This is a genomic window from Xylophilus sp. Leaf220, assembly GCF_001421705.1.
Classification (GTDB): Bacteria; Pseudomonadota; Gammaproteobacteria; order Burkholderiales; family Burkholderiaceae_C; genus Xylophilus.
In genome coordinates this window covers 1,062,235-1,086,378 of record NZ_LMKO01000001.1, presented here as the reverse complement: position 1 = coordinate 1,086,378, position 24,144 = coordinate 1,062,235, and the positions used below count along the sequence as shown (strand labels likewise).

Here is a 24,144-nt window from a genome sequence, read left to right as displayed (position 1 = left end):
TTGTATGGTCGAAGGTGCTGGGGTGAGGAACGACGCTACGCATCGGCCGTTCACAGCGGACCGACAGTCTGAGCAATTCCCACCCCGCCCTAACGTCGATTAAGAACTGAGCCGCCGTCCTGTCCGAACAACTGGACGAGAGCCGATCTGAACGCAAGCTAACGTAGTGGCGGGATGTTCCACCCCAGCAGGGTCCATTTTCTGTTGATTGGAGGAACTGTCCATGTCCACTGGGAACGACTTCTACGGTGTGGATGTTGCCAAGGCCGAGCTCGTCATTGCACGCAAGGGCGAGCCTGGCATCTGCACTATTGCCAACGAAGCCGGCGCGATCGGCCTCTGGCTCAAGACGCTGCCGCCAGGCAGCACCGTCGCCATGGAGTCCACGGGCCGGTATCACCGGCTTCTGGTGGAACTGGCAACGGCCAGCGGCTGCACCGGCTACGTCCTCAACGCCAAGGACGTCAGCTTCTACGCCAAGGCACTCGGAGGCCGCAGCAAAACCGACAAGGTAGATGCCCATGTCATCGCCCGGTTCATCGCCGAGCACCACGAAGGCCTGCATCCTTGGGAGCATGCGCAGCCGCATGCAGCCGAGATCTGGGAGCTGTTGCTGCGCAGGGCCGACATCGTCGTGCACCGCGCCAGCCTGCGCCAGACGATGCGCGATGCGCAGGCGGTAGCGGTGGCCGCCAAGCAGTTCGACGACAGTTTCGAGGGCCTGCTCGAAGCCATAGACGAACGCATCGAGTCGCTGCAGAGGCAGGACGCGCAAATGGCTGCGGCGAGTCGCAGGCTGCAGACCGTCAAGGGCGTGGGCCCGCAGGGCGGCGCGATGCTGGCTGCGCTGTTGAGCCGCATTCCATTTGCCAACGCCGACGCCCTGGTCGCCTACAGCGGGCTCGATCCCAGAGCGCAGGACTCGGGTCAAAAGAAGGGTCGCAGGCGCCTGTCCAAGAGGGGTCCGCCGCCGCTGCGCAGGCAGGCCTATCTGATGGCCAAAGCGGCAGCCAGGAGCAAGGTGTTCAAACCGATCTACGAGGCGCTCAAGGCACGAGGATTCGCTGCCACGCAGGCGCTGGTGATCATGGCGCGCAAGCTGCTGCGAGTGGCGTTTGCGGTCTGGAAGAGCGGCAAGCCGTTCGACGAATCGGTGATTGCGCCTGCCGCTGGTGCTTGATTCGGCTTGACGCGAACCATAGAACCTCAGACATGCGCGGCCCTTTTTCCGCCTGCCGCTGCGCTCCTCGGCGCATCCCGAGGGGCTTGGGGAGAACCTCAGACATGCGCGGCCCTTTTTCCGCCTGCCGCTGCGCTCCTCGGCGCATCCCGAGGGGCTTGGGGGCGGGGTCCTTCGGCTGCTGCCGGCTTCGCGGCAGTTACGCCTGGGGGCGGCGGCCGGGACAACCATAGTGCCGATTTTCCAATGAAATAGGCCCCTAGCCGGCGCACAGCAACGACTATCAGCTATAAATTCAATAGCGCCGCTGCTTATTCCACGGGCTAAGCGCAGCGACAGCCCACAAAAGGCCGAGCGCAGCGATGGCCCGTGTGGACCCCGCTCCCGCTCCCCCGCCCCTCTGCGGCGTCGAGGAGCGCAGCGGGCGGCGGATCAGGGCCCGCGACTGTTTGAGCGGAGCGCAGCGCAGCGAGACCCCGCTCCCGCTCCCCCGCCCCTCTGCGGCGTCGAGGAGCGCAGCGGGCGGCGGATCAGGGCCCGCGACTGTTTGAGCGGAGCGCAGCGCAGCGAGTTYGAGCGGGACCCCGCCGMMCGCGAGCACCGCAGAGCAGTCCGGCGCAGCCGGACCGGCCGCAGCGGGGTCGCCTTTCTTTGGTTCCTTTCTTTGGCGAAGCAAAGAAAGGGACTCGCCCGCGGGGGCGAAATCCCCGCCTCCGGACCCAACACAGGCAACGCAGCGACAAACAGCAGCGAAACGAAAAAGCCGGCCCCAGCCCAAGCCCCCAACCCCGCGGCACGATCTGCCGCCCCCGCCCCCACAACCGCAGCCTCCCCCGCCCACGCCACCCAAACCAGCACCACCTCCCCCGCGCGCGCCCCTAAGCTGACCGCATCGACAAAAAGCCCTGCGCCCTCGGTCCGCAGGCCCTCCCGCCATGACGCATCCCACCGCTCTGCCCGCCCATGCCGCGCTCGACGCCATCGACCGCGCCCACCTGATCCACCCGGTGTCCCCCTGGCGGCTGCACGAGGAGCGGGGGCCGACGGTGCTGGCCTCGGGCCGCGGATCGTGGCTGACCGATGCGCAAGGCAACGAACTGCTCGACGCGTTCGCGGGCCTGTGGTGCGTCAACGTAGGCTACGGGCAGGAGAGTGTGGTGCAGGCCGCGGCCGAGCAGATGCGGCGGCTGCCCTACGCCACCGGCTACTTCCATTTCAGCAGCGAGCCTGCCATTCGCCTGGCCGAGAAGCTGGTGCAGGTCTCGCCGGCCGCGCTCACCCGGGTCTACCTTACGCTGGGCGGCTCCGAGTCGGTGGATGCGGCGGTGCGTTTCATCGTGCAGTACTGGAACGCGCTGGGCAAGCCGTCGAAGAAGCACTTCATCTCGCTGGAGCGCGGCTACCACGGCTCCTCCTCCACCGGCGCCGGCCTCACCGCGCTGCCGGTGTTCCACCGCGGCTTCGACCTGCCGCTGCCGACGCAGCACTACATCCCGTCGCCCAATCCCTACCGCCATGCCGACGGCGCGGATCCGCAGGCGCTGATCGCCGCATCGGTCGCCGCGTTGCGGGCCCGGGTGGACGCGCTGGGGGCCGAGAACGTGGCGGCCTTCTTCTGCGAGCCGATCCAGGGATCGGGCGGCGTCATCGTGCCGCCGGCCGGATGGCTGAAGGCGATGCGCGACGCCACCCGCGCGCTGGGCATCCTGTTCGTGGTCGACGAGGTCATCACCGGCTTCGGCCGCACCGGCCCGATGTTCGCGTGCGAGGCCGAAGGCGTGGAGCCCGACCTGATGACGGTCGCCAAGGGCCTGACGGCCGGCTACGCGCCGATGGGCGCCACGCTGATGACCGAGGCGGTCTATGCCGCGATCGCCGACGGCGCTCCGGCCGGCATGCCGATCGGCCATGGCGCCACCTATTCGGCCCACCCGGTCAGCGCCGCGGTGGCGCTCGAAGTGCTGCGGCTCTACAAGGAGGGCGGCATCCTCGCCAACGGCCAGCGGATGGGCCCGGTCTTCGCGGCCGGCCTGGACGCGCTGCAGTCGCATCCGCTGGTCGGCAACGCGCGCCACCGCGGGCTGCTGGGCGCGCTGGAGCTGGTGAGCGACAAGGGCAGCAAGCGCGGCTTCGACGCGCGGCTGGGGCTGGCCGACCGCATCTTCGCGGCGGGCTACCGCAACGGCCTGGTGTTCCGCTCCTTCGGCGACCAGATCCTGGGCTTCGCGCCGGCGCTCACCTACAGCCAGGACGAATTCGCGCAGATGTTCGAGCGGCTGGAGAAGACGCTCGACGACGTGCTGGCGATGCCCGACGTACGGGCGGCTTTGGCCGGCTGATTCCGCCGCCGAACGTCCTGCGCCGAAGCAGAATCGGGCCTCCTTCGTAACCGAGCATTCCCATGTCAGAAGCCTTCAAGATCGACCGGCTCGACCTGCGCATCCTGGCCCAGCTGCAGAAGAACGGCCGCATGACCAACGTCGATCTGGCCGACGCGGTGGGCCTGTCGCCCAGCCCGTGCCTGATCCGGGTCAAGCGGCTGGAACAGGCCGGCTACATCGCGGGCTACGGCGCGCACCTGCGGCTGGAAAAACTGGGCGACACGCTCACCGTGTTCACCGAGGTCACCTTGCAGGACCACCACCGCGAGGATTTCGCGCGCTTCGAGGCCGCGATCCGCGAGGTGGGCGAGGTGCTCGAATGCCATCTGGTGAGCGGCGGCTACGACTACCTGCTGCGGTTCCTCACGCGCGGCGTGAACCACTACCAGGAAGTGATCGAGGAACTGCTGGAGCGCAATATCGGCATCGCCAAGTACTTCAGCTACATCGTCATCAAGTCGCCCTTCATCAAGACGCACTGTCCGATCGAGCGGCTCTTCCCCCATCCACGCTGACCGGCCGCCTTCTCCCTCGCCATGCCCGACCATTCCGACATCCCCCGGCCGCCGCACCGCTTCGTGCGGCTGGCCGAGACCGACCGGCCGTCTGTGGCCCTGTCCATCGACGGCGCACCCGCGTCCGCGCTCGCCGGCGACACGCTGTTGGTCGCGCTGCTGCAGCACGGCCGGCGGGTGCGCGACAGCGAATTCGGCGACGGGACGCGGGCAGGTTTCTGCCTGATGGGCGCCTGCCAGGACTGCTGGGTCTGGACACCGTCGGGCGTGCGGCTGCGGGCCTGCTCGACGCCGGTGGAAGCGGGCATGGCGGTGCTGACGCGCCCGCCCGCGCAGCACTGGCCGGTGTCGGCCGACCTGCGCGATTCACTCGCCCGCCACGCGCCGGGAGTGCCGGCATGACCGGCGCCGTCACCACCGCTGCGCCGCGCATCGTCGTGGTCGGTACCGGCCCCGCCGGCGTGCGGGCCGCCGAGGCGCTGGTGCAGGCCGGCATCCGGCCGACCGTGGTCGACGAGGGCCGGCGCGACGGCGGCCAGATCTACCGCCGCCAGCCGGACGGGTTCAAGCGGCCGTACGCCAAGCTCTACGGGAGCGAGGCGGACAAGGCCCGGGCGCTGCACCAGGGCTTCGACGCCCTGCGGCCGCAGATCGACTACCTGCCCGACACGCTGGCCTGGAACCTCACCGAAGGCGAGCTGCATGTGGTGCAGGCGGGCACGCCCCGCACGCTGCCGTTCGATGCGCTGATCGTCTGCTCGGGTGCCACCGACCGGCTGATGCCGGTGGCGGGCTGGCACCGTGCCGGGTGCTACAGCCTCGGTGCCGCGCAGGTCGCGCTCAAGTCGCAGGCCTGCGCCATCGGCGTGCAGGTGGTGTTCATGGGCAGCGGGCCGCTGCTCTACCTGGTGGCGTCGCAGTACCTGCAGGCCGGTGCCGGCGTGGTGGCGGTGCTCGACACCGCGCCTGCGGCCAAGCCGGTGGGCGCCCTCAAGGGCCTGCTGGCGCGGCCGTGGCTGGCGCTGCGCGGGCTGGGGCTGATCCGCGGCATCCGCGCCGCCGGCGTGCCGGTGCTGCAGGGTGTGACGCCGGTGGCGATCGACGGGGACGATACCGACGGCGTACGGTCGGTGGCGGTGCGCGATGCGGACGGCGGCGTCCGGCGTTTCGCCTGCGACGCGGTGGGCCTCGGCTGGCACCTGCGTGCCGAAACCCAGTTGGCCGACCTGGCCCGCTGTGCTTTCGCCTTCGAACCGGTCAGCCGCCAGTGGCTGCCCCGCATCGATGCCGACGGCCGCAGCACTACTCCCAGTGTCTACCTGGCCGGCGACGGCGTGCGCATCCTGGGCGCCGACGGCGCCGAGGCCGCGGGCCGCTTGGCCGCCCTGGCGGCACTGGCCGACCACGGACATGCCGCCGGCCTTGCCCGCCATGCGCAGGAGGCGCCGGCCCTGCGCCGCACCCTGGACCGGATGGACCGGTTCCGCCAGGGCCTGGCCCGCGCGTTTCCGTGGCCGGCGGCCCACGTCGCCGCGCTGCCCGACGAGGCGGTGATCTGCCGCTGCGAGGCAGTCACCGCCGGCGAGCTGCGCCGCTGCGTGAACGCGCTGGGCAGCCAGGAAGTCAACCGCGCCAAGGCGTTCAGCCGGGTCGGCATGGGCCGCTGCCAGGGCCGCTTCTGCGGCCATGCCGCGGCCGAGATCGTGGCGCACGCCTGCAGCATTCCGGTGGAGCAGGTGGGCCGGCTGCGGTCGCAGGCGCCGGTCAAGCCGCTGATGATGGACACGCCGGAGGTGGAGGCATGAGCCCGGCCGTCTCCGCAACCTCTACAGCCGGTCCCCGCGACACGGACGTGCTGGTCCTCGGTGGCGGCCTGATGGGCACGACCACCGCCTTCTTCCTGCGCCGCCACGGCCTGTCGGTCACGCTGCTGGAGCGCGAGCTGGTCGGCCGCCAGGCCAGCGGCACCAACTTCGGCAACGTGCGCCGCCAGGGCCGCGAACTGCACCAGATGCCGCTGGCCAACCGGGCGCGCGCCGTCTGGGGCCGGATCAACCAGCTGCTGGGCGAGGATGCCGAGTTCGTGCCCTACGGCCATCTGCGGGTCTGCTACACCGAGCAGCAGGCGGCGGCGATCGAGCGGCATGCGCAGGCGGTGAAGCCGCTGGGGCTGGACCTGCAGCTCTACACGGCCGAGCAGTTGCGCCAGCGCTGGGGCATCTTCGCACCGGGCGTGGTGGCGGGCTCCTACTCGCCCGAAGACGGCCATGCCAATCCTCGCCTGGCAGGCCCCGCCTTCGCGCGCGCTGCCGCGCGTGCGGGCGCCCAGGTCGTGGAGCATGCCGAGGTGCTGCAGGTCGAGCACGACGGTGGCGGCTTCGTCGCCCATACCGCAGACGGCCGGCGCTTCCGGGCGGCGCAATTGCTGGTGGCCTGCGGTGCCTGGTCGAACCGCCTGGCCGCGCAGTTCGGCGAGCCGGTGCCGCTGGAGGCGCGCGGTCCGCAGATGGGCGTGACCGAGCCCCTGCCGTACGCGCTCGGCCCGTCGATCGGGCTGTCGTCCCCCATCGAGACCGAGGGGCTGTACTTCCGGCAGATCGCCCGCGGCAACATCGTCTTCGGCGGCGGGCTCAAGGGGCCGGCGCACGCCGATGCGATCCGTGCCTACGTGAAGCCCGACAACGTGCTGCGGCAACTGCGCGAGCTGCGCCGCTTCGTGCCGGCCTTCGGAAACGTCCAGCTGATCCGGGTCTGGAGCGGCATCGAGGGATACACCCCCGACTGGCAGCCGGTCATGGGTCCGAGCGCCCGGGTGCCCGGGCTGCACTACGCCTTCGGCTTCAACGGCGAGGGCTTCGCGATCAGCCCCGGCGTGGGCGAGACGATGGCCGAGTTGATCGCTACCGGCAGCACGGCGATTCCACTGGCGCCCTACGCCATCGGCCGCTTCCGAGTGCCGCAGGCCGAGCAGCGAGCGGCCTGACGGCGCGGCGGCGACGCCCGGCGCCATGCCGCGCCGTCAGCGCACCGCCTGCCACTGGCGGGCCTCGTGCAGCAGGTGCAGCCGAAACACGTCGGCGATCGGCGACAGCTGCTTGCCCTTGGGCCAGACCAGGTGCCACTGCGACTGGATCGGAAACCCCTGCACGTTCAGGACCGCGATGCCCGGGTGGTGGGCACCGAGCGCATGCATCGACAGCACCGCGATGCCCAACTGGCCCTCGACCGATTCCTTGATCGCCTCGTTGCTGCCCAGTTCCAGCAGGTTGGCCGGCGAGAAGCCGATCCTGCGCAGCCGGGCGTCGGTAGCCAGCCGGGTGCCCGAGCCTTTCTCGCGCAGCAGGAACCGCTCGCCCTGCAACTGGTGCACCGTGATGCGTTTGCGGCGTGCGAGCGGATGGCCGGCGGCGGCCACCACGACCAGCGGATTGGGCATCAGGATCTGGTCTTCCTGCAGCAGGTCGTCGGGCGGCATCGACATCACGTACAGGTCGTCGAGGTTTCCGCGCAACCGCGCGATGACGTGGTCGCGGTTGAGGATCTCCAGCGAGATGTCGATGCCCGGATGCAGCTTGCAGAAGCTGCCCAGCAGGCGCGGCACGAAGTATTCGGCAGTGCTCACCACCGCCACCTTCAGGCGGCCGTGGGTCAGTCCCTTGGCGGAGGCGACCCGCTGCTCGAAGGCGTCCCACTCGCCGGCGATCGTGCGGGCGGTGCGTGCCAGCTCCTGGCCCGCCGCGGTGAGGTACACCCGGCGCGAGATCACCTCGTAGAGCGGCAGGCCGACCGACTGCGCCACCTCGCGCAACTGCATCGACGCCGTCGGCTGGGTGACATGCATCACCTTGGCCGCCGCGCTGACGCTGCCGGTCTCGGCCAGCGCCAGGAAGAGGCGCAGCTGGCGAAAGGTGATGGTCATAGATATTTATCTATACATAGAGGCGATCGAATCGATTTTACTTGGGGCCTCGCGGTCCCTAGCATCGGGCGCAGAAAGAGGTGTGCGATGCATGGTTTGGCGGATCCTACGATCCTGTTCTTCGTCCTGGGCGCGTTCGCGGGCCTGGTCCGCTCCAATCTGGAGTTTCCGGCGGCCGTCTCGCGGCTGCTGTCGATGTACCTGCTGGTGGCGCTCGGGCTGAAGGGCGGCTTCGCCCTGGCGGAATCGGGCGTCACCGCCGGCATGGCGTCCAGCCTGGGCATCGCGGTGCTGCTGGCGGTGGCGGTGCCGCTGCTGGGCTACCGCCTGCTGCGCCGCGTGGTGTCGGGCTTCGATGCCGCCGCCGTCGCGGCCACCTACGGCTCGGTCAGTGCCGTGACCTTCGTCACCGCGACCCAGTACCTGGAGACCCATGCCATCGCCTATGGCGGCTACATGGCCGCGGCGATGGCGCTGATGGAGTCGCCCGCCATCCTGATCGGCGTGCTGATCGCCAACACGCTGCGGCACCGGCGCCCGGCGCAGTCCGCGGCAGGAGGCGGCACCGCCGCGGCGCCGGGCCTGTCGATGGGCCGCATCCTGCACGATTCGCTGACCGACGGCACCCAGTTGCTGCTGCTGGGCGCACTGGCGATCGGCATGCTCACCAGGCACGACGGCAAGTCTGCGATGCAGCCGTTCTTCGGCGACCTGTTCAAGGGCATGCTGTGCCTCTTCCTGCTCGACATGGGCCTGGTCGCCACCCGCAAGCTGTCGGCGGTGCGCTTGCGGTCGCGGTGGCTGCTGGCGTATGCGGTGTTGGGGCCGCTCTTCCATGCCGGTACGGCGCTGGGCCTGGCGTGGCTGCTGCACGTTCCGGCGGGCGATGCGGTGCTGCTGATGGTGCTGGCCGCCAGCGCGTCCTACATCGCCGTGCCGGCCGTGGTGCGGTATGCGATCCCCGAGGCCGAGCCGTCGCTCTACGTCGGCCTGTCGCTGGGCGTCACGTTCCCGCTGAACATCGTGCTGGGCATTCCGCTGTACGCCCATGCGGTGCAGCGGATCTGGCAGGCATGACGCGGCCGGGGCGGGCGCACCCGATGGGCCTGCCGCGCCGCGCCCTTCCTCCTACTTCGGCGAGTAGGCCATCTGGGTCGCCTCGGATGTATCGACCTTGAGCTGCTGCCCGCGGTACGGACCTTCGGCCGCGACGTAGATGTCGATGTTCGTGGTCACGACGGTCCCGGACGACGAAGTGACCTGCTTGACGGAGAATTTGCAGGCGTTGAAGGTGCCCACCGCGGACCGGAAGGTTTCGCGTCCCTGGTAGGTGAACTCGCGCTGCACATCGGCGAGCTGGACCACGTTTTGGCCGGCGTTCGGGATAACGGTGACCCTGCTCTGGTAGGTGGTGCGGGCGACCTGACCGGGCTGCATGTCCACCGGATCCGATATCGGCGGAATCCACTCGGCCACATTGGTCTGGCCGAGCAGAGGAGAAACCAGTCCGTATTCGAGAAGATTGCCGTTGACAAGGTCTCGGTACTTCGCCACGGGGGTGGTGAGGGTACTGGTCACCATGTTGAACTGCACCGGGTTGCCGCCGTTGAAGGCGCGGCGTTCGCCGGTCGTCGTGACCTGGCGTTCCCGCGCGATGGAGCCGTTCGGCTGCGGCGTGGCGTACTCCACGTCCAGCACCGTGCCCACCCGGAAGTCGGCCTCGTTGGTGCAGGCCGCGGACGAAGTCGACGACGGCGTCGGCGCGGGTGCGGGTGCGGGGGACGGCGCGGGCGTGGGAGCGGGCGCCGGTGCTGGAGACGGTGAAGGCGCCGGAGAAGGCGTAGGCGATGGAGCCGGAGAAGGCGAGGGTGCCGGAGCGGGGGTGGGCGCAGGAGCAGGTGTCGGCGTCACCGCGCCGGCATCGCCGCTGCCGTCACCTCCGCCGCCGCCGCAGGCGGCCAGGGTGAGGGCCGCCAGCGCGGCGACGGTTCCGAACTTCCACGGTTGTGCTTTGTTCATTGATCCCTCTTCAAATATGTCGGTCGTGCGAATCGGCACCGGAGGCCTGCGGCTCGAAGAAGGGCCGGCCCGGTGGAGTGCAGCGATTGAACCGGTTTTGTTCCGGAGAGGGACCCCCTCCGAAGGGGGGAATTTGCAAGTCTCTGTGGCCGCTGCCCGGCGCTGTGCGGGTCGGATGCAGCGCACCCGGCCGGCCTCAGGCGGCGGCCAGTGCGCGCCGCGCCACCTCGCAGAACCAGCGCACGCCCAGCGGCAACGCGTCGTCGTTGAAGTCGTAGCAGGGGTGGTGCAGGGCGCGCTCGCCCTCGGGGCCCGGGTCGGCGCGGCCCTGGCCGAGCCACAGGTAGGCACCGGGACGGCGCTGCAGCATGAACGAGAAATCCTCGGAGGTGAACGCGGCGCGCGGCGCCACCTCGGCCTGCAGGCCGACGGCACGGGCGGCGTCCAGCGCCAGCGCCGCTTCGGCGGCACCGTTCACCGTCGCCGGGTAGTAGCGCACATAGCGCACCTCGGCCTGCGAGCCGCTGGCGAGCGCCACGCCGGCCACCGCGTCGCGCAGGGCGGCCTCGATCGCGTCCTGCGCGTCGGCGTCGAAGCTGCGCACCGTGCCGGTGATCTGCACTTCGGCCGGCAGCACGTTGTGGCTCTGGCCGCCTTCGATGCGGGTGACCGACAGCACCGCCGATGCGCCGGGGTCGATGCGGCGCGCGACGATGGTGTTGAGCTGTGCCACCAGCTGGGCTGCGGCCAGGATCGCGTCGGGCGTGTGGTGGGGCTGGGCCGCATGGCCGCCGCGGCCGCGCAGCGCGATGTCGAAACGGTCGGCGGCCGCCATGATCGGGCCGGGCCGTGTCTGGGCGCGGCCCAGCGGCAGGTCGGGCCAGTTGTGCAGCGCATAGACGCTGTCGCAGGGGAAGCGGTCGAACAGGCCGTCCTCGATCATCCGGCGCGCGCCGCCCTGGCCTTCTTCCGCGGGCTGGAAGACGAAGTTCACCGTGCCGTCGATGTCGCGCGTGCGGGCGAGGTGCCGGGCCGCGCCGACCAGCATGCTGGTATGGCCGTCGTGGCCGCAACCGTGGTGCACGCCCGGCGTGCGGCTGGCGTAGGGCGCCGTGCCGTGCCCGGTCATCGGCAGCGCGTCCATGTCGGCCCGCAGGCCCACGCTGCCGCTGCCGCTGCCGCAGCGCAGCGTGCCGACCACGCCGGTGCCGCCGATGCCCTCGTGCACCTCCAGCCCCAGCTGGCGCAGGGCTTCGGCCACGATGCCGGCGGTGCGCCGTTCCTCGAAAGCCAGCTCCGGATGCGCATGCAGGTCGTGGCGCAGGGCGACCAGGCTGGGCAGCAGGTCGGCCACCGGCGCGGCGAGGGTCTCGAGGGCGGTCGGGCTCATCGGCCGGCCTCCACCGCGTCGGCCAGCTGGGCCAGGGTGTGGAAGTGGTAGTCGGGCACGGTGTGGGCAGATTCGATCGTGCCGCCCGGGCCTGCCATGCCGTGGCGCCGCTCGATCCAGCAGCTGGCGATGCCCAGCCGGCGGGCGATGCCGATGTCGTGGTACTGGCTCTGCGCCACGTGCAGGTTGTCGGCCTGGCGGTAGCCCCATGCGCCCTGGTAGCGGCCCCGGGCATAGGCGAAGTAGCGGGGGTCGGGTTTCTCGCACAGCGCATCGTCGCTGCTGAGCAGCAGGTCGAAGGGCGCGCCCAGGGTCTTGTCGAAGTGCGCCAGGGCCCAGGCCTGGGCGTTGGTCATGGTGACCAGCTTGAAGTGCCTGCGCAGGCGCTGCAGGGCTTCGGCCGCGTCGGGGAAGGCCGGCCAGTCGGCCACCGAGTCGCGCAGGCCGCGGGCGAGGTCGTCGGTGTCGGGCAGGCCGAGCGGCGGGGCGATCGCGTGCCAGCAGCGTTCCAGGTCGTCGGGGTAGGCCTGCGTATCGGGGCTCTTGCGGGCGGCGCGGTAGGCGCTGAGGAAGGCGTCGTCCGTCACCTCCGTGCCCGGGACCGCCCGGCGCAGGTAGGCGAGCATGCCGCCCTCGAAATCGACCAGCGTGCCGACGACGTCGAACGTCAGCACCTTGAAATCCTGCAGCGCCATGGGAAAGCTCCTGGAAACGGGCGGAAAGCCGAAGATGGCAGCAGCTTAGGCGCCGCAGCCCGCACCGGCATGCCGATGAAGGGCGCCGGCACGGCAGCGAATGGCGATGTCGGGCCGGCGCTGCGCAGGTTCTGTCGCCGCGTGCGCCGCAGGCGGTCGATGCACCGGATCGGGCACCTGCGGCGCACGGCGAAGCCTGCCGAGGCGAGTCACCCAGGGGCTGGCCCGCAGCTTGCTTTCTTTGATAAAACCCTGCTCAATCTTCATGCTCCAGAAAGCTGCTTCCATGCGTGTATTGAACCGTCTGTCGATCCGGGCCCGGCTGTACTTCGGAACCGGCTTCTCGATCGTGCTGCTGATGCTGGTGGGGGCGATCGGCTACGGCGGGCTGCAGCAGACGCGCGGCACCCTCAAGCTGCTGCTGGAGGAGCGGGTGCAGACCCTGGTGGACGTGGGCGACCTGCGCACCGGGCTCGGCCAGGCCCGGTTGCTGGAGAAGGAGATCATCCTCAACTTCAACAACGTGGCCGAGGTGGGCGACCTGCGCAAGGCCTGGCAGGACGCCTTCGCCCGGCTGGGCACCGCCCTGGCCGACGTGCGGGGCCGACGTGCCGACGATCCGGACCTGGCCGCCACCATCGACCAGGTGCAGGCCGGCCTCAAGCAGTACCGCGACGGCATCGTGCCGGTGTTCGAGCAGATCGAGCGGGCCCAGATCGACGGCGCGGTGGGCGCCGCCTATGCCGGCCAGCTGCGGCCGCTGACCGACAAGGCCGACGCCCAGCTGGCGAAGCTGGCCACCGCGGCGCGCGAGCAGATGCATGCCGCCGAGCAGGAGCTGGATGCGCGTGCCGGGTTCATGTCGGTGCTGCTGGCCGCCACCATCGCGGTGGCGCTTGCGGTGCTGATCCCGCTGACCTTCTTCAGCGTGCGCGGCATCGCCCGCTCGCTGGGCCAGGCGCGCGACCTGGCCGAGCGGATCGCCCGCGGCGACCTGTCGCACGACACCGGCTCGGCTGGCACCGACGAGATCGGCCAGCTGGTGCAGGCCATGGGCCGGATGCAGGACGCGCTGCGCACCCTGGTGCACCAGGTGCAGCACACGGCCGAGAGCATCTTCACCGCCAGCCACGAGATCGCCAGCGGCAACCTCGACCTGAGCCAGCGCACCGAGCAGACGGCCGCCAACCTGCAGGAGGCCGCATCCTCGATGGAGCTGCTGTCGGGCACGGTGCAGCAGAGCGAGGCCGCGGCCCGCCAGGCGAGCCAGTTCGCAGGCTCCGCTGCCGAGGTGGCCGCCCGCGGCGGCGCGGTGGTGGCCGATGTCGTCAGCACCATGGACCAGATCACCGCCAGCTCCCGCCAGATCGCCGACATCACCGGCGTGATCGACAGCATCGCGTTCCAGACCAACATCCTGGCGCTCAACGCCGCGGTGGAGGCGGCGCGGGCCGGCGAGCAGGGCCGCGGCTTCGCGGTGGTGGCGAGCGAGGTGCGCAGCCTGGCCCGGCGCAGCGCCGACGCGGCCAAGGAGATCAAGACGTTGATCGGCGGCTCGGTCGAGCGCATCGCCGAGGGCGCGCGGCTGGTGGGCGACGCCGGCCGCACGATGCAGGAGATCGTCGGCAGCGTGCGGCGGGTGACTGACATCGTGGGCGAGATCAGCGCGTCGGCGGTCGAGCAGAGCAAGGGCATCGGCCAGATGAGCGGATCGGTCCACGCGCTCGACCGGATGACCCAGCAGAACGCGGCCCTGGTGGAGGAATCGACCGCCGCGTCGTCGTCGCTGCGCGAGCAGGCCGGCACCCTCACCCGGGCGGTGGGGCAGTTCAAGCTGCAGGAAGAGCCGCGGGTGCTGTCTTTGGCCTGACCCGCGGTCTCGCCCCCGGTGTTACCCGCAGACGGCCTTGCGCCGCGCGGCCCCGGCACTACAATCGCCCTCGCTCCGGGGTGCGCTTTGCGCTGAGATGGTCCACACGACCGAACCCGCGAACTTGAACCGGCTAGTACCGGCGTAAGAAGAGCTGCAGTTCTCCACCACCCGCGGGCGTTCGCCGTCCGTGCGCGCGGTGGGCCGAACGATTGCGGAGCACCCCCCGTCCCACGACCGAAGGAGTGCCCGCGATGAACGCCCCCGACAAGCTCGCCCAACTGCTCTCGCTGACCCGCGAGCCCTTTCCCGCCTCCACCAAGGGCCGCATCGCCGGCAGCCGCGCCGACCTCCAGGTGCCGGTGCGCGACGTGGCGCTCACCAACGGCGAGGTGGTCTCGCTCTACGACACCTCCGGCCCCTACACCGACCCGGCTGTGCAGATCGACGTGCGCCGCGGCCTGGCCGACCTGCGCGGCGGCTGGATCGCCGAGCGCGGCGATACCGAAAGCTACGCCGGGCGGCTGATGCACATCCTGGACGACGGCGGCAAGCACGAGGACCGCGACCAGGTTCGCATCGCCCAGTTGCGCGCCGAGGCCGCCGGCCTGCAGCGCACGCCCCGCCGTGCGAAGAGCGGTGCCAACGTGACCCAGATGCACTACGCCCGCCGCGGCATCGTCACCCCCGAGATGGAATACGTGGCCCTGCGCGAGAACGGCAGGCGCGAATGGATGGCCGAGTACCTGGCGCACGAAGAACGTGCCAAGCGGGTCATGGGCAACCCGATGGGCGCGCAGATCCCGCGCATCATCACCCCCGAATTCGTGCGCGACGAGGTGGCCCGCGGCCGCGCGATCATCCCGGCCAACATCAACCATCCCGAGGTCGAGCCGATGGCGATCGGCCGCAACTTCAAGGTCAAGATCAACGCCAACATCGGCAACTCGGCCGTCACCTCCAGCATCGAGGAAGAGGTCGAGAAGCTGGTCTGGGCGATCCGCTGGGGCGCCGACAACGTGATGGATCTCTCGACCGGCAAGAACATCCACACCACCCGCGACTGGATCGTGCGCAACAGCCCGGTGCCGATCGGCACGGTGCCGATCTACCAGGCGCTCGAGAAGGTCGGCGGCATGGCCGAGGACCTGACCTGGGAGATCTTCCGCGACACGCTGATCGAGCAGGCGGAGCAGGGCGTGGACTACTTCACCATCCACGCCGGCCTGCGGTTGCCCTTCATCCACCTGACCGCCGGCCGCATGACCGGCATCGTCTCGCGCGGCGGATCGATCATGGCCAAGTGGTGCATCACCCACCACAAGGAGAGCTTCCTCTACGAGCATTTCGAGGACATCTGCGACATCATGAAGCAGTACGACGTGAGTTTCTCGCTCGGCGACGGCCTGCGGCCGGGCTCGGGCGCCGATGCCAACGACGAGGCCCAGTTCGCCGAACTGCGCACCCTGGGCGAGCTGACGCAGGTGGCCTGGAAGCACGACGTGCAGACCATGATCGAAGGGCCGGGCCACGTGCCGATGCACCTGATCCAGTCCAACATGGACGAGCAGCTGAAGCACTGCCACGAGGCGCCGTTCTACACGCTCGGCCCGCTGACGATCGACATCGCGCCCGGCTACGACCACATCGCCAGCGCCGTGGGCGCCGCGATGATCGGCTGGATGGGCACCGCGATGCTCTGCTACGTGACGCCCAAGGAGCACCTGGGCCTGCCCGACCGAGACGACGTGAAGCAGGGGATCATCGCGTACAAGATCGCCGCGCATGCGGCCGACGTGGCCAAGGGATTCCCCGGCGCCCGGGCCCGCGACGACGCGCTGAGCAAGGCGCGCTTCGAGTTCCGCTGGCAGGACCAGTTCAATCTGGGCCTCGACCCCGACACCGCCCGCGACTTCCACGACGAGACCTTGCCCAAGGACGTGAGCAAGTCGGCCCACTTCTGCTCGATGTGCGGCCCCAAGTTCTGCTCGATGAAGATCACCCAGGAGGTGCGCGGGTTCGCCGCCGAGAAGGGTCTCGCCGAGCAGCAGGTGCTGGCCGAGGGCATGGCGCAGAAGTCTGCCGAGTTCAAGGCGGGCGGCGGCGAGTTCTACATCCCGATCCAGCCGCACTCCACCACGTTGTGAGGCGACGCATGGGGCTGCCTCCTGACGACGGAGATGCTCGGTTGTGCGGGACTTGCGCCCTCTCCCCCCGGGAGAGGGCGGTGGTGCGGGCCGCGCCCGGCGCGATCGTCCCGTTCGCCGCCCATACCGGAGCACCTTCTCCATGCCCCTGACCCTCGGCATCGCCGGCGCCGGCCTGCTCGGCCGCCTGACGGCCTGGCAACTCGGCCGGGCCGGCCACCGCGTCGACGTGTTCGACCCGGCGTCCGGCCCCGCGCCCACCTACGACGGCCATGCCGCCGCGGGCTTCAGCGCCGCCGGCATGCTGAGCCCGCTGGCCGAGCTCGACCATGCCGATGCGGCCATCGCCGCCCTCGGCTGGCGCTCGCTGGCGCTGTGGCCACGCATCGCCGCGGCGCTGGAAGCGCCCGCGCTGTTCGCGCAGCGCGGCAGCCTGCTGCTGGCCCACCGCACCGACCGCGGCGCCGCCGAGCGGGTGCTGGGCCGGCTGGCGCGCGCGCCGGCCGCCTGGCCGCAACCGCGACCGCTGGATGCGGACGCACTGCAGGTGCTGGAGCCGTCGCTGCACCGCATCGCCCATGCCTGGCTGCTGCCGCGGGAAGGGCAGGTCGACCCGCCGGCCACGCTGTCCCTGCTGCACGCCCGCGCCGGCGATGCGGTGCGCTGGCACTGGGGCCAGCCGGTGGCCCAGGCCACGGCCGGGCAGCTGACGCTGGCCGACGGCACGCGCCGCCGCTTCGACTGGGTGCTGGACCTGCGCGGGCTGGGTGCGCGCGCGGCTGCTGCCGCGCCGCATGCGCCGGGCAGCGCATCCGACGGCGACGCCGCCGCCGCACCCCTGCCGCTGCGCGGCGTGCGCGGCGAAACCGCCTGGCTCCACGCCCCGGCGCACGGCCTGTCGCGGCCGCTGCGGCTGCTGCACCCGCGCCACGCGGTGTACATCGTGCCGCGCGGCCCCGACCGCGTCTTCGTCGGCGCCAGCGAGATCGAGAGCGAGGACCGCTCGCCGGTGTCGCTGCGCAGCGCCGTCGAGCTGATGGCCGCGGCCCACAGCGTGCTGCCGGCCCTGGCCGAGGCGCGCATCGAGCGGCTCGACCGCAACCTGCGGCCCGCCCTGCCCGACAACCTGCCGCGCACCGAGGTGCGGCCGGGCCTGCTGCGCATCAACGGCCTGTTCCGCCACGGCTGGCTGATGGCGCCGGCCCTGGTAGCCGACGCGCTGGCGGCCGCCGGCCTCGCGACAGCGCCGCTGCCCGAAACCCCCGACGAGGAGACGCTCCATGCATGACCCCGCTTCCACCATCCTCACCGGCGGACTCGACATCCGGCTCGACGGCCATGCGCACACGGTGCCCGTGGCGTCCACCCTGGCCGACCTGGTCGCCGCACAGGGCCACGCGCCCGAAGCCGTCGCGTCTGCCGTCAACGGCGATTTCGTGCCGCGCGGTCAGCGTGCCGCGCGGGTGCTGCAGGCAGGCGACGCGGTGCTGCTGTTCCAGCCCATCACCGGAGGCTGACACCATGGCCCCGAACATCGCTTCTTCCGACGATTGGCAGGTGGGCGGCGCATCGCTCGGCAGCCGCTTCCTGCTCGGCACCGCCGGCTATCCGTCGCCGCGGGTGCTGGCCGATGCGATCGCGGCGGCACGGCCGGCGGCGGTCACCGTGGGGCTGCGGCGCACCCTGGCCACGGGGCCCGACAACGGCTTCGTCGGCACGGTGCACGCGGCCGCGCAGGCGGCAGGCGCCCGCCTGCTGCCCAACACCGCCGGCTGCCGCACCGCGCGCGAGGCGGTGCAGCTGGCCCAGATGGCGCGCGAGCTGTACGGCACCGACTGGATCAAGCTGGAGGTGGTCGGCGACGAGCACACGCTGCAGCCCGACCCGGTCGAGCTGGTGCAGGCCGCGGCCACGCTGGTGCGCGACGGCTTCTTCGTCTGGCCCTACTGCACCGACGACCTGGTGACCTGCCGCCGCCTGCTCGATGCGGGCTGCGCGGTGCTGATGCCCTGGGGCGCGCCCATCGGCTCCGGCCAGGGCCTGCTCAACCCGTGGGCGCTGCGCACCCTGCGCGAGCGCCTGCCCGACGCGGTGCTGATCGTCGATGCCGGCATCGGCGCGCCGTCGCATGCGGCGGCGGCGCTGGAGATGGGCTTCGACGCGGTGCTGCTCAACAGTGCCGTCGCGCAGGCCCGCGACCCGGTGGCGATGGCCCACGCCTTCCGCCACGCGGTGCAGGCCGGCCGCACCGCCCGGCGGGCCGGCGTGATGGCGCGGCAGGATTTCGCGGTGGCCAGCACGCCGACCGGTGGCGAGGCCTTCCTGATCGGTGCGCCATGAGCACGGTGGTCGTCTGGACCATCGCCGGCACCGACAGCGGCGGCGGCGCCGGCATCGCCGCCGACCAGCGCGCGGCCGATGCCTGCGGCGTGCACCTGTGCACCGTCGTCGCCGCGGTCACCGCGCAGAACTCGGTCGCGGTGCCGCACGTGGAGCCGATGCCGGTCGCGGTGATCGAGGCCCAGATCGCCGCGCTGGAATCCGACATGCCGCCGCGTGCCGTCAAGACCGGCCTGTTGGGCGGCGTGGCGCAGATCGAGGCGGTGGCGCGCGCGGTCGACCGGCTGCGCCTGCGCGGGCCGCTGCCGCTGGTGGTCGATCCGGTGCTGGGCGCCACCTCGGGCGCCAGCTTCGGCGACGACGCGGTCGTGGCCGCCTACCGCCAGTGGCTGCTGCCGCGCGCCACCCTGCTCACGCCCAACCGCCGCGAAGCATTGCGCCTGACCGGCCTGCCGCCCGGCACCGACGCCCCCGCGCTGGCCCGCGCCCTGCGCGCCGCCGGCGCCCAGGCCGTCTGCGTCACCGGCGGCGACGACGCGACCGACGATGGCCTGGCCCGCGATTGGCTCGACACGCCGCACGCGGCCGGGTGGCTGGCCCTGCCGCGCATCCCCACCCCGCACACCCACGCCACCGGCTGCACCTTCGCCGCCGCGGCCGCCGCCGCGATGGCGAAGGGCTTCGTCGCGGCGGATGCGGCGGTGCTCGCCAAGATGGCCGCCACCCATGCGCTGCGCCACGGCCATGCGGCCGGACAGGGCGCGGGGCCGGTCAAGGCGCAGGCGGGCTTCGCCGACGATCCGACGCTGATGCCGCAGATGTCGTGGAGCGAAGCGCCGCGCTTCGCGGCCTTCGGCGTGCCGGATGGCGGGCCGACGGGCGACGGTGGCGCCGCCGGCGTGGACCTGTCGCCACCCTCGCTCCGACCGCGGCCGCGGTCCGGATCGACGCGCCTGTACGCGATCGCCGACGGTGCCGACCGGATCGCCGCTTTGCTGCAGGCCGGCGTCCGCATGCTGCAGCTGCGCATCAAGACCCCGCCCGCGCCCGACGCGGCGTGGCACGCATCGCTGCAGGCCGAGGTGCGGCGCGCCGTCGCCGACTGCCGTGCCGCCGGCGCGCAGCTGTTCGTCAACGACCACCACGCCCTGGTCATGGAAGCCGGCGCCACCGGCCTCCACCTGGGCCAGGAAGACCTGCTGGCGCTGGACGACGCCGACCGCGACATGCTCCGCGCAGCCGGCGCGCCGGCGCTCGGCATCAGCTCGCACAGCCTGTGGGAACTGGCGCGCGCGCGCAGCCTGGCGCCGCGCTACATCGCCTGCGGCCCCGTCTGGCCGACGACGACCAAGGCGATGCCTTGGCGCCCGCAAGGCCTGGACAACCTCGCCTGGTGGTGCCGCATGGCCGGCGCGCCGGTGGTCGCGATCGGCGGCATCCTGGCGCCGGAGCAGGCGGCGGTGGCGGCGGGGTGCGGCGCCGACGCGGTCTGCGTGGTGCGCGCGCTGGGCGACGATCCGGCCACGGCGGTGCCGCTCTTCCGGCAGGCCCTCGACGGTGCGCAGCGGCCGGTGGCGTCCGGGTGGGGTTGGCCGCATCCCAGTCTGCAGGCCGAAGGCCCTGCGGGCCAGGACTCGGAATGAAAAAGGGCTGCAGCCGGCGTGGTGCGCCGGCCGCTTGCTATCAATAGAGGAGCGCCGGGTCTTCGCCGCGGGCTAGGGCTGCCGAGGGTGCTCCGGCGCGTCCACCGGCCCGGCGATCTCCTCCAGCGGCTTGCGCTCGGCATCGACCGCCCAGCGCCAGGCGAGCAGCCCGGCGGCCACGACCATCGCCGCCCCTACCGCGTAGCCGGCGGCCACCGCGGCGCGGCTGCCGCTGTCGATCAGCAGGCCGAAGATCCAGGGCGCGGCGAAACCGCCGGCACCGGTGCCCACCGCGTAGAAGAGCGAGATCGCCAGGGCCCGCATCTCCAGCGGGAACACCTCGCTCACCGTCAGGTAGGCCGAGCTGGCCGCGGCCGAGGCCATGAAGAACACGGCCGACCAGGCCAGCGCCTGGCTCCAGGCATCGAGCCATCCGGCGACGAAGGCCGCGCCGGTGAGCGCCAGGCCCAGGCCCGACAGCACGTAGGTCAGCCCGATCATCCGGCGCCGGCCGACACGGTCGAACAGCGGGCCCAGGAGCAGCGGCCCCAGCACGTTGCCGAGGGCGAACGGGAAGATGTAGAGCGCCACCCGCCCCTCGGGCACGCCGTAGAAGCGGGTCAGCACCAGGGCGTAGGTGAAGAAGATCGCGTTGTAGAAGAAGGCCTGCGACACCATCAGCGCCAGGGCCACGCCGCTGCGCTGCCGGTAGCGGTGCAGCAGCACCTGCGCCACCTGCCGCAGCGTAGGCGTGCCGCTGCGGGCGGCGCGGTGGGCGGTGGCCGGCACCGGCGGCAGCGGCCCGTGCTCGGCGGCCACCTCGGCCTCGATGCGCTGCAGGATGCGCTCGGCCTCGTCGGCCCGCCCGTGGGCCACCAGCCAGCGCGGGCTTTCGGGCACGTCGCGCCGCACCAGCAGGATGGCCACGGCCAGTACCGCGCCCAGGCCGAAGCCCGCGCGCCAGCCGTGCACGGGGCCGAGCACCCGCGGGTCGAGCAGCACCAGGGCGAGCCCCGCGCCCAGCGCCGCGCCGATCCAGAAGCTGCCGTTGATCGCCAGGTTGACCCGCCCGCGCACCCGGGCCGGCACCAGTTCGTCGATCGCCGAATTGATCGCCGCGTATTCGCCGCCGATGCCCAGGCCCGTCAGGAAGCGGCAGACCGCGAAGAAGGCGAAGCCCGGGGAGAAGGCGGTGGCCAGTGTCGCCAGCGTATAGACCACCAGCGTCGCCAGGAACAGGCGCTTGCGGCCCAGCCGGTCGGCCAGCCGCCCGAACAGCAGGGCGCCGGCCACCGCGCCGCCGATGTAGAGCGAGCCGGCAGCGCCCACCTGCGCCGCGGTCAGCGCCAGCGTGTCGCCCCGTTCGAGCACCGAGCCCACGGAGCCGACGAGCGTCACCTCCAGGCCGTCTAGCACCCAAGCGATGCCGAGCGCGACCACCACGCGCCAGTGCCAGCGCGACCAGGGCAGGCGGTCGAGCCGGGCCGGGATGTCGGCGCCGGCAGGCGGCGCCGCCGTACCGGTTCCGGAGGCGAAGGAGGCGGTGGTATCCATGGCAGGATTGTGCGAAGGCGGCGCGGTGCTGTCTGTGAGCGCCTGTTCGGCGCGGGCACCGGTGTACGGTGCCCGCGAACAGGCACTTACGCACCCCCCGGCCGACGCCATTAGGATGGTGCGCCGCAGCAAACGCCTGCGCGCTCCATGCGGTGCGCGGCCCTCGCGGCCCTCCTCGGAAATCCTTCACAAGATCTGTACCGATGCACAAGAAAAACACGTTCGACCGCCGCGCCTTCCTGGCCGCCGGCAGCGCCTCCGCCGCGCTCGCGGCCTTCGGCATCCCCCTCACCGCCCAGGCCGCTACCGGGCTCAAGTTCTCCGATCCGCGGCCCTTCAGCTTCGACGGCCTGGTGGCGCGGGCGCAGGCCCTGGCCGGCAAGCCGTATGCGCCCGGCACGCCGCTGCCCGCCGCGGTGCTGGAGCGGATCGACTACGAGGCCCACGGCAAGATCAAGTTCAACACCGACTCGGCCCTCTTCAAGGACGGCCCGGGCCAGTACCCGGTCACCTTCTTCCACCTGGGCAAGTTCTTCCAGGTGCCGGTGCACATGCACGTGCTCTCGCGCAGCGGCGACGATTTCTTCGCGCGCGAGATCGTCTACGACCCGGGCTACTTCGACATGCCGGCCGACAGCCCCGGCCGCGAGCTGCCCCAGGGCGCGGGCTTCGCCGGCTTCCGCTTCCAGGAGAGCCGCACCGCCGACCAGAAGAAGCTCGACTGGAAAAGCAACGACTGGGTCGCCTTCCTGGGCGCCAGCTACTTCCGCGCGATCGGCGAGCTCTACCAGTACGGCCTGTCGGCCCGCGCGGTGGCGCTCGACGTGGCGGTGCCCGACCGGCCGGAAGACTTCCCCACCTTCACCGAGTTCTACTTCGACCCGCCGGCCGACGGCGGCGACACGGTGGTGGTGCATGCGCTGCTCGAAGGCGCCAGCATCACCGGCGCCTACAAGTTCGTCATGCAGCGCGCCCGTGCGGTGGTGATGGACATCGAATGCCGGCTCTTCGTGCGCAAGGACATCGCCCGGCTCGGCATCGCGCCGCTCACCTCGATGTACTGGTTCTCCGAGACCGCCAAGCAGACCGCGATCGACTGGCGGCCCGAGGTGCACGACTCCGACGGCCTGGCGATGTGGACCGGCGGCGGCGAGCGCATCTGGCGCCCGCTCGACAACCCCAAAGCCACTACCGGCGCCGCCTTCGCCGACCGGCAGCCCAAGGGCTACGGCCTTCTGCAGCGCGACCGCAACTTCGACCACTACCTCGACGGCGTGATGTACGACCGCCGGCCCAGCCTGTGGGTGGAGCCGGTGGGCGACTGGGGCGAGGGCGAGGTGCAGCTGATCGAGATCCCGACCGACGACGAGATCCACGACAACACCGTCGCCTTCTGGGTGCCGAAGGCGCCTGCGAAGGCCGGCAGCAGCTACAACCTGCGCTACCGCCTGCACTGGACCGACAAGGAGCCCTATCCGTCGCCGCTGGCCGTCTGCGTGGCGACGCGCCTGGGCCGCGGCGGCCAGCCCGGCCAGCCGCGGCCGGCGGGCGTGCAGAAGTTCATGGTCGAGTTTCTGGGCGGCCCGCTGCAGGGCCTGCCCTTCGGCGTGAAGCCCGAGTCGGTGCTGACCGCGTCGAGCGGCAGCTTCTCGTACATCTTCACCGAGGCGGTGCCCAACGGCGTGCCCGGCCACTGGCGCGCCCAGTTCGATTTCACGCCGGCCGGCAACGCGGCGGCCGACCTGCGGATGTACCTGAAGAACGGCGACCAGACGCTCAGCGAGACCTGGCTCTACCGCTATAGCACTTAGTTCTCCCCCGATGCGCCTTCGGCGCCTCCCCCTCCCGGGGGCGCAACCGGCGGCCCGGCGGAGCCGGTTCCGCGGTTTCCCTGAAAGGGACGCAGGGTGCGGGTGGCCGCTTTGGCGCACCTCGGCCAGGACGGCAAGGTTGGGTCAGGCCTTGCTGCGTGCCAGGAAGCGCGCGAAGGCGTCGAGCGTCGCCTTGCTGACGTGGTGCTCGATGCCCTCGGCGTCGCGGCGGGCGCAGTCGGCGTCCACGCCCAGCGCCAGCAGGAAATCCTCCACCACCCGGTGCCGGGCCCGGCTGGCCTCGGCCAGTGCCTGGCCTTCGGGCGTGAGGAACACGCCGCGGTAGGGGCGGCGCACCACGTAGCCGGCGTCGGACAGGCGGTTCAGCATCTTGGCGACGGTGGGCTGGGTCACGCCCAGGCGGGCGGCGATCTCCACCTGGCGCGCCTCGCCGTCTTCCTGGATCAGGTCGGCGATCAGTTCCACGTAGTCGTCCACCCGCTCCTGGCGCCGGGCCTCGCGGGCCTGGCGGAAGCTCTCGACGTGCACCGTGGCATCGACCATCCGGAGGGGTTCGGCGGGAGCGGGCGCTGTCTTCTTGGGCATCGTGTGGGGTGGCGCGCAGCGGCAGGCTGCATCCGATCGGTCGTGGCGGGCGTAAGGGTGGGGCGCCCGGCGGG

At 71.6% G+C, this 24,144-nt stretch carries 21 protein-coding genes and 1 riboswitch; of the genes, 14 read left to right on the top strand and 7 right to left on the bottom strand.

From position 1 onward, the window contains the following. The first annotated feature begins 223 nt into the window (after positions 1 to 223). The 6 genes from ASE76_RS04915 to ASE76_RS04890 all read left to right on the top strand — a co-directional run bounded on the left by ASE76_RS04915 (position 224) and on the right by ASE76_RS04890 (position 7,059). Positions 224 to 1,180 (top strand): IS110 family transposase, encoded by a 957-nt coding sequence (locus ASE76_RS04915; RefSeq protein ID WP_055835371.1) that lies wholly within the window; start codon positions 224 to 226, stop codon positions 1,178 to 1,180. Between the two features lie 935 nt (positions 1,181 to 2,115). Then, on the top strand, positions 2,116 to 3,519 hold the full coding sequence (locus tag ASE76_RS04910) for an aspartate aminotransferase family protein (RefSeq protein WP_055835369.1): 1,404 nt from the start codon (positions 2,116 to 2,118) through the stop codon (positions 3,517 to 3,519). A 62-nt stretch (positions 3,520 to 3,581) separates the two neighbouring features. Beyond that, complete coding sequence (locus tag ASE76_RS04905; protein ID WP_055835367.1) at positions 3,582 to 4,076, top strand: Lrp/AsnC family transcriptional regulator; 495 nt, start codon at positions 3,582 to 3,584, stop codon at positions 4,074 to 4,076. A gap of 21 nt (positions 4,077 to 4,097) precedes the next feature. Further along, entirely contained in the window at positions 4,098 to 4,478 is a 381-nt protein-coding gene (locus ASE76_RS04900; protein ID WP_055835364.1) for a (2Fe-2S)-binding protein, read from the top strand. Further along, the gene (locus ASE76_RS04895) at positions 4,475 to 5,881 is read left to right on the top strand and encodes an NAD(P)/FAD-dependent oxidoreductase (RefSeq protein ID WP_055835361.1); all 1,407 of its coding nucleotides are present in this window, start codon (positions 4,475 to 4,477) and stop codon (positions 5,879 to 5,881) included. The genes ASE76_RS04900 and ASE76_RS04895 overlap by 4 nt, the downstream gene beginning before the upstream one ends. Next, complete coding sequence (locus tag ASE76_RS04890) at positions 5,878 to 7,059, top strand: FAD-binding oxidoreductase (RefSeq protein WP_055835358.1); 1,182 nt, start codon at positions 5,878 to 5,880, stop codon at positions 7,057 to 7,059. Before ASE76_RS04895 ends, ASE76_RS04890 begins: the two co-directional genes overlap by 4 nt. Positions 7,060 to 7,095: 36 nt before the next feature. On the opposite strand, the gene ASE76_RS04885 is transcribed toward ASE76_RS04890, so the two are convergent. Beyond that, positions 7,096 to 7,995, bottom strand: a complete 900-nt coding sequence (locus tag ASE76_RS04885; protein WP_055835355.1) for a LysR family transcriptional regulator — start codon at positions 7,993 to 7,995, stop codon at positions 7,096 to 7,098. An 87-nt stretch (positions 7,996 to 8,082) separates the two neighbouring features. Here ASE76_RS04885 and ASE76_RS04880 point away from each other — a divergent pair, with 87 nt between their 5' ends. Beyond that, on the top strand, positions 8,083 to 9,072 hold the full coding sequence (locus ASE76_RS04880; RefSeq protein WP_055835352.1) for a sodium-dependent bicarbonate transport family permease: 990 nt from the start codon (positions 8,083 to 8,085) through the stop codon (positions 9,070 to 9,072). A 51-nt stretch (positions 9,073 to 9,123) separates the two neighbouring features. Here the strand turns inward: ASE76_RS04880 and ASE76_RS21360 are convergent, their stop codons facing one another. The 4 genes from ASE76_RS21360 to ASE76_RS20400 all read right to left on the bottom strand — a co-directional run bounded on the left by ASE76_RS21360 (position 9,124) and on the right by ASE76_RS20400 (position 12,387). Further along, the gene (locus tag ASE76_RS21360) at positions 9,124 to 10,014 is read right to left on the bottom strand and encodes a hypothetical protein (protein ID WP_156362515.1); all 891 of its coding nucleotides are present in this window, start codon (positions 10,012 to 10,014) and stop codon (positions 9,124 to 9,126) included. 196 nt (positions 10,015 to 10,210) lie between these two features. Next, positions 10,211 to 11,404 (bottom strand): amidohydrolase, encoded by a 1,194-nt coding sequence (locus ASE76_RS04870; protein ID WP_055835347.1) that lies wholly within the window; start codon positions 11,402 to 11,404, stop codon positions 10,211 to 10,213. Next, a complete protein-coding gene (locus ASE76_RS04865; protein ID WP_055835344.1) occupies positions 11,401 to 12,099 on the bottom strand; it encodes an HAD-IA family hydrolase in 699 nt (232 codons plus the stop codon). The genes ASE76_RS04870 and ASE76_RS04865 overlap by 4 nt, the downstream gene beginning before the upstream one ends. Positions 12,100 to 12,144: 45 nt before the next feature. Then, on the bottom strand, positions 12,145 to 12,387 hold the full coding sequence (locus ASE76_RS20400; protein ID WP_156362514.1) for a hypothetical protein: 243 nt from the start codon (positions 12,385 to 12,387) through the stop codon (positions 12,145 to 12,147). On the opposite strand from ASE76_RS20400, the gene ASE76_RS04860 reads away from it, so the two are divergent. The 6 genes from ASE76_RS04860 to thiD all read left to right on the top strand — a co-directional run bounded on the left by ASE76_RS04860 (position 12,386) and on the right by thiD (position 20,099). Beyond that, the gene (locus ASE76_RS04860) at positions 12,386 to 13,969 is read left to right on the top strand and encodes a methyl-accepting chemotaxis protein (RefSeq protein ID WP_082447954.1); all 1,584 of its coding nucleotides are present in this window, start codon (positions 12,386 to 12,388) and stop codon (positions 13,967 to 13,969) included. The two genes, ASE76_RS20400 and ASE76_RS04860, sit on opposite strands and share 2 nt — an antisense overlap. Before the next feature lie 66 nt (positions 13,970 to 14,035). Then, a riboswitch (TPP riboswitch) is annotated at positions 14,036 to 14,137 on the top strand. Positions 14,138 to 14,223: 86 nt separating this feature from the next. Continuing rightward, the gene (gene thiC / locus ASE76_RS04855) at positions 14,224 to 16,116 is read left to right on the top strand and encodes a phosphomethylpyrimidine synthase ThiC (protein WP_055835342.1); all 1,893 of its coding nucleotides are present in this window, start codon (positions 14,224 to 14,226) and stop codon (positions 16,114 to 16,116) included. A 142-nt stretch (positions 16,117 to 16,258) separates the two neighbouring features. Next, positions 16,259 to 17,404 carry an FAD-dependent oxidoreductase gene (locus tag ASE76_RS04850; RefSeq protein ID WP_055835339.1) on the top strand — a complete coding sequence of 382 codons (1,146 nt, stop codon included), beginning with the start codon at positions 16,259 to 16,261 and terminating at the stop codon, positions 17,402 to 17,404. Continuing rightward, positions 17,397 to 17,633 (top strand): sulfur carrier protein ThiS, encoded by a 237-nt coding sequence (gene thiS, locus ASE76_RS04845; protein ID WP_055835336.1) that lies wholly within the window; start codon positions 17,397 to 17,399, stop codon positions 17,631 to 17,633. The genes ASE76_RS04850 and thiS overlap by 8 nt, the downstream gene beginning before the upstream one ends. Positions 17,634 to 17,637: 4 nt before the next feature. After that, positions 17,638 to 18,456, top strand: coding sequence for a thiazole synthase (locus ASE76_RS04840; RefSeq protein ID WP_055835333.1), 819 nt, complete (start codon positions 17,638 to 17,640; stop codon positions 18,454 to 18,456). Next, complete coding sequence (gene thiD / locus ASE76_RS04835; RefSeq protein ID WP_055835331.1) at positions 18,453 to 20,099, top strand: bifunctional hydroxymethylpyrimidine kinase/phosphomethylpyrimidine kinase; 1,647 nt, start codon at positions 18,453 to 18,455, stop codon at positions 20,097 to 20,099. Before ASE76_RS04840 ends, thiD begins: the two co-directional genes overlap by 4 nt. Positions 20,100 to 20,171: 72 nt before the next feature. On the opposite strand, the gene ASE76_RS04830 is transcribed toward thiD, so the two are convergent. Next, the gene (locus tag ASE76_RS04830; protein ID WP_055835329.1) at positions 20,172 to 21,653 is read right to left on the bottom strand and encodes an MFS transporter; all 1,482 of its coding nucleotides are present in this window, start codon (positions 21,651 to 21,653) and stop codon (positions 20,172 to 20,174) included. 203 nt (positions 21,654 to 21,856) lie between these two features. On the opposite strand from ASE76_RS04830, the gene ASE76_RS04825 reads away from it, so the two are divergent. Then, positions 21,857 to 23,464 (top strand): glucan biosynthesis protein, encoded by a 1,608-nt coding sequence (locus ASE76_RS04825; RefSeq protein ID WP_055835326.1) that lies wholly within the window; start codon positions 21,857 to 21,859, stop codon positions 23,462 to 23,464. 144 nt (positions 23,465 to 23,608) lie between these two features. On the opposite strand, the gene mntR is transcribed toward ASE76_RS04825, so the two are convergent. Next, entirely contained in the window at positions 23,609 to 24,070 is a 462-nt protein-coding gene (gene mntR, locus ASE76_RS04820; RefSeq protein ID WP_055835322.1) for a manganese-binding transcriptional regulator MntR, read from the bottom strand. Positions 24,071 to 24,144: the final 74 nt, after the last annotated feature.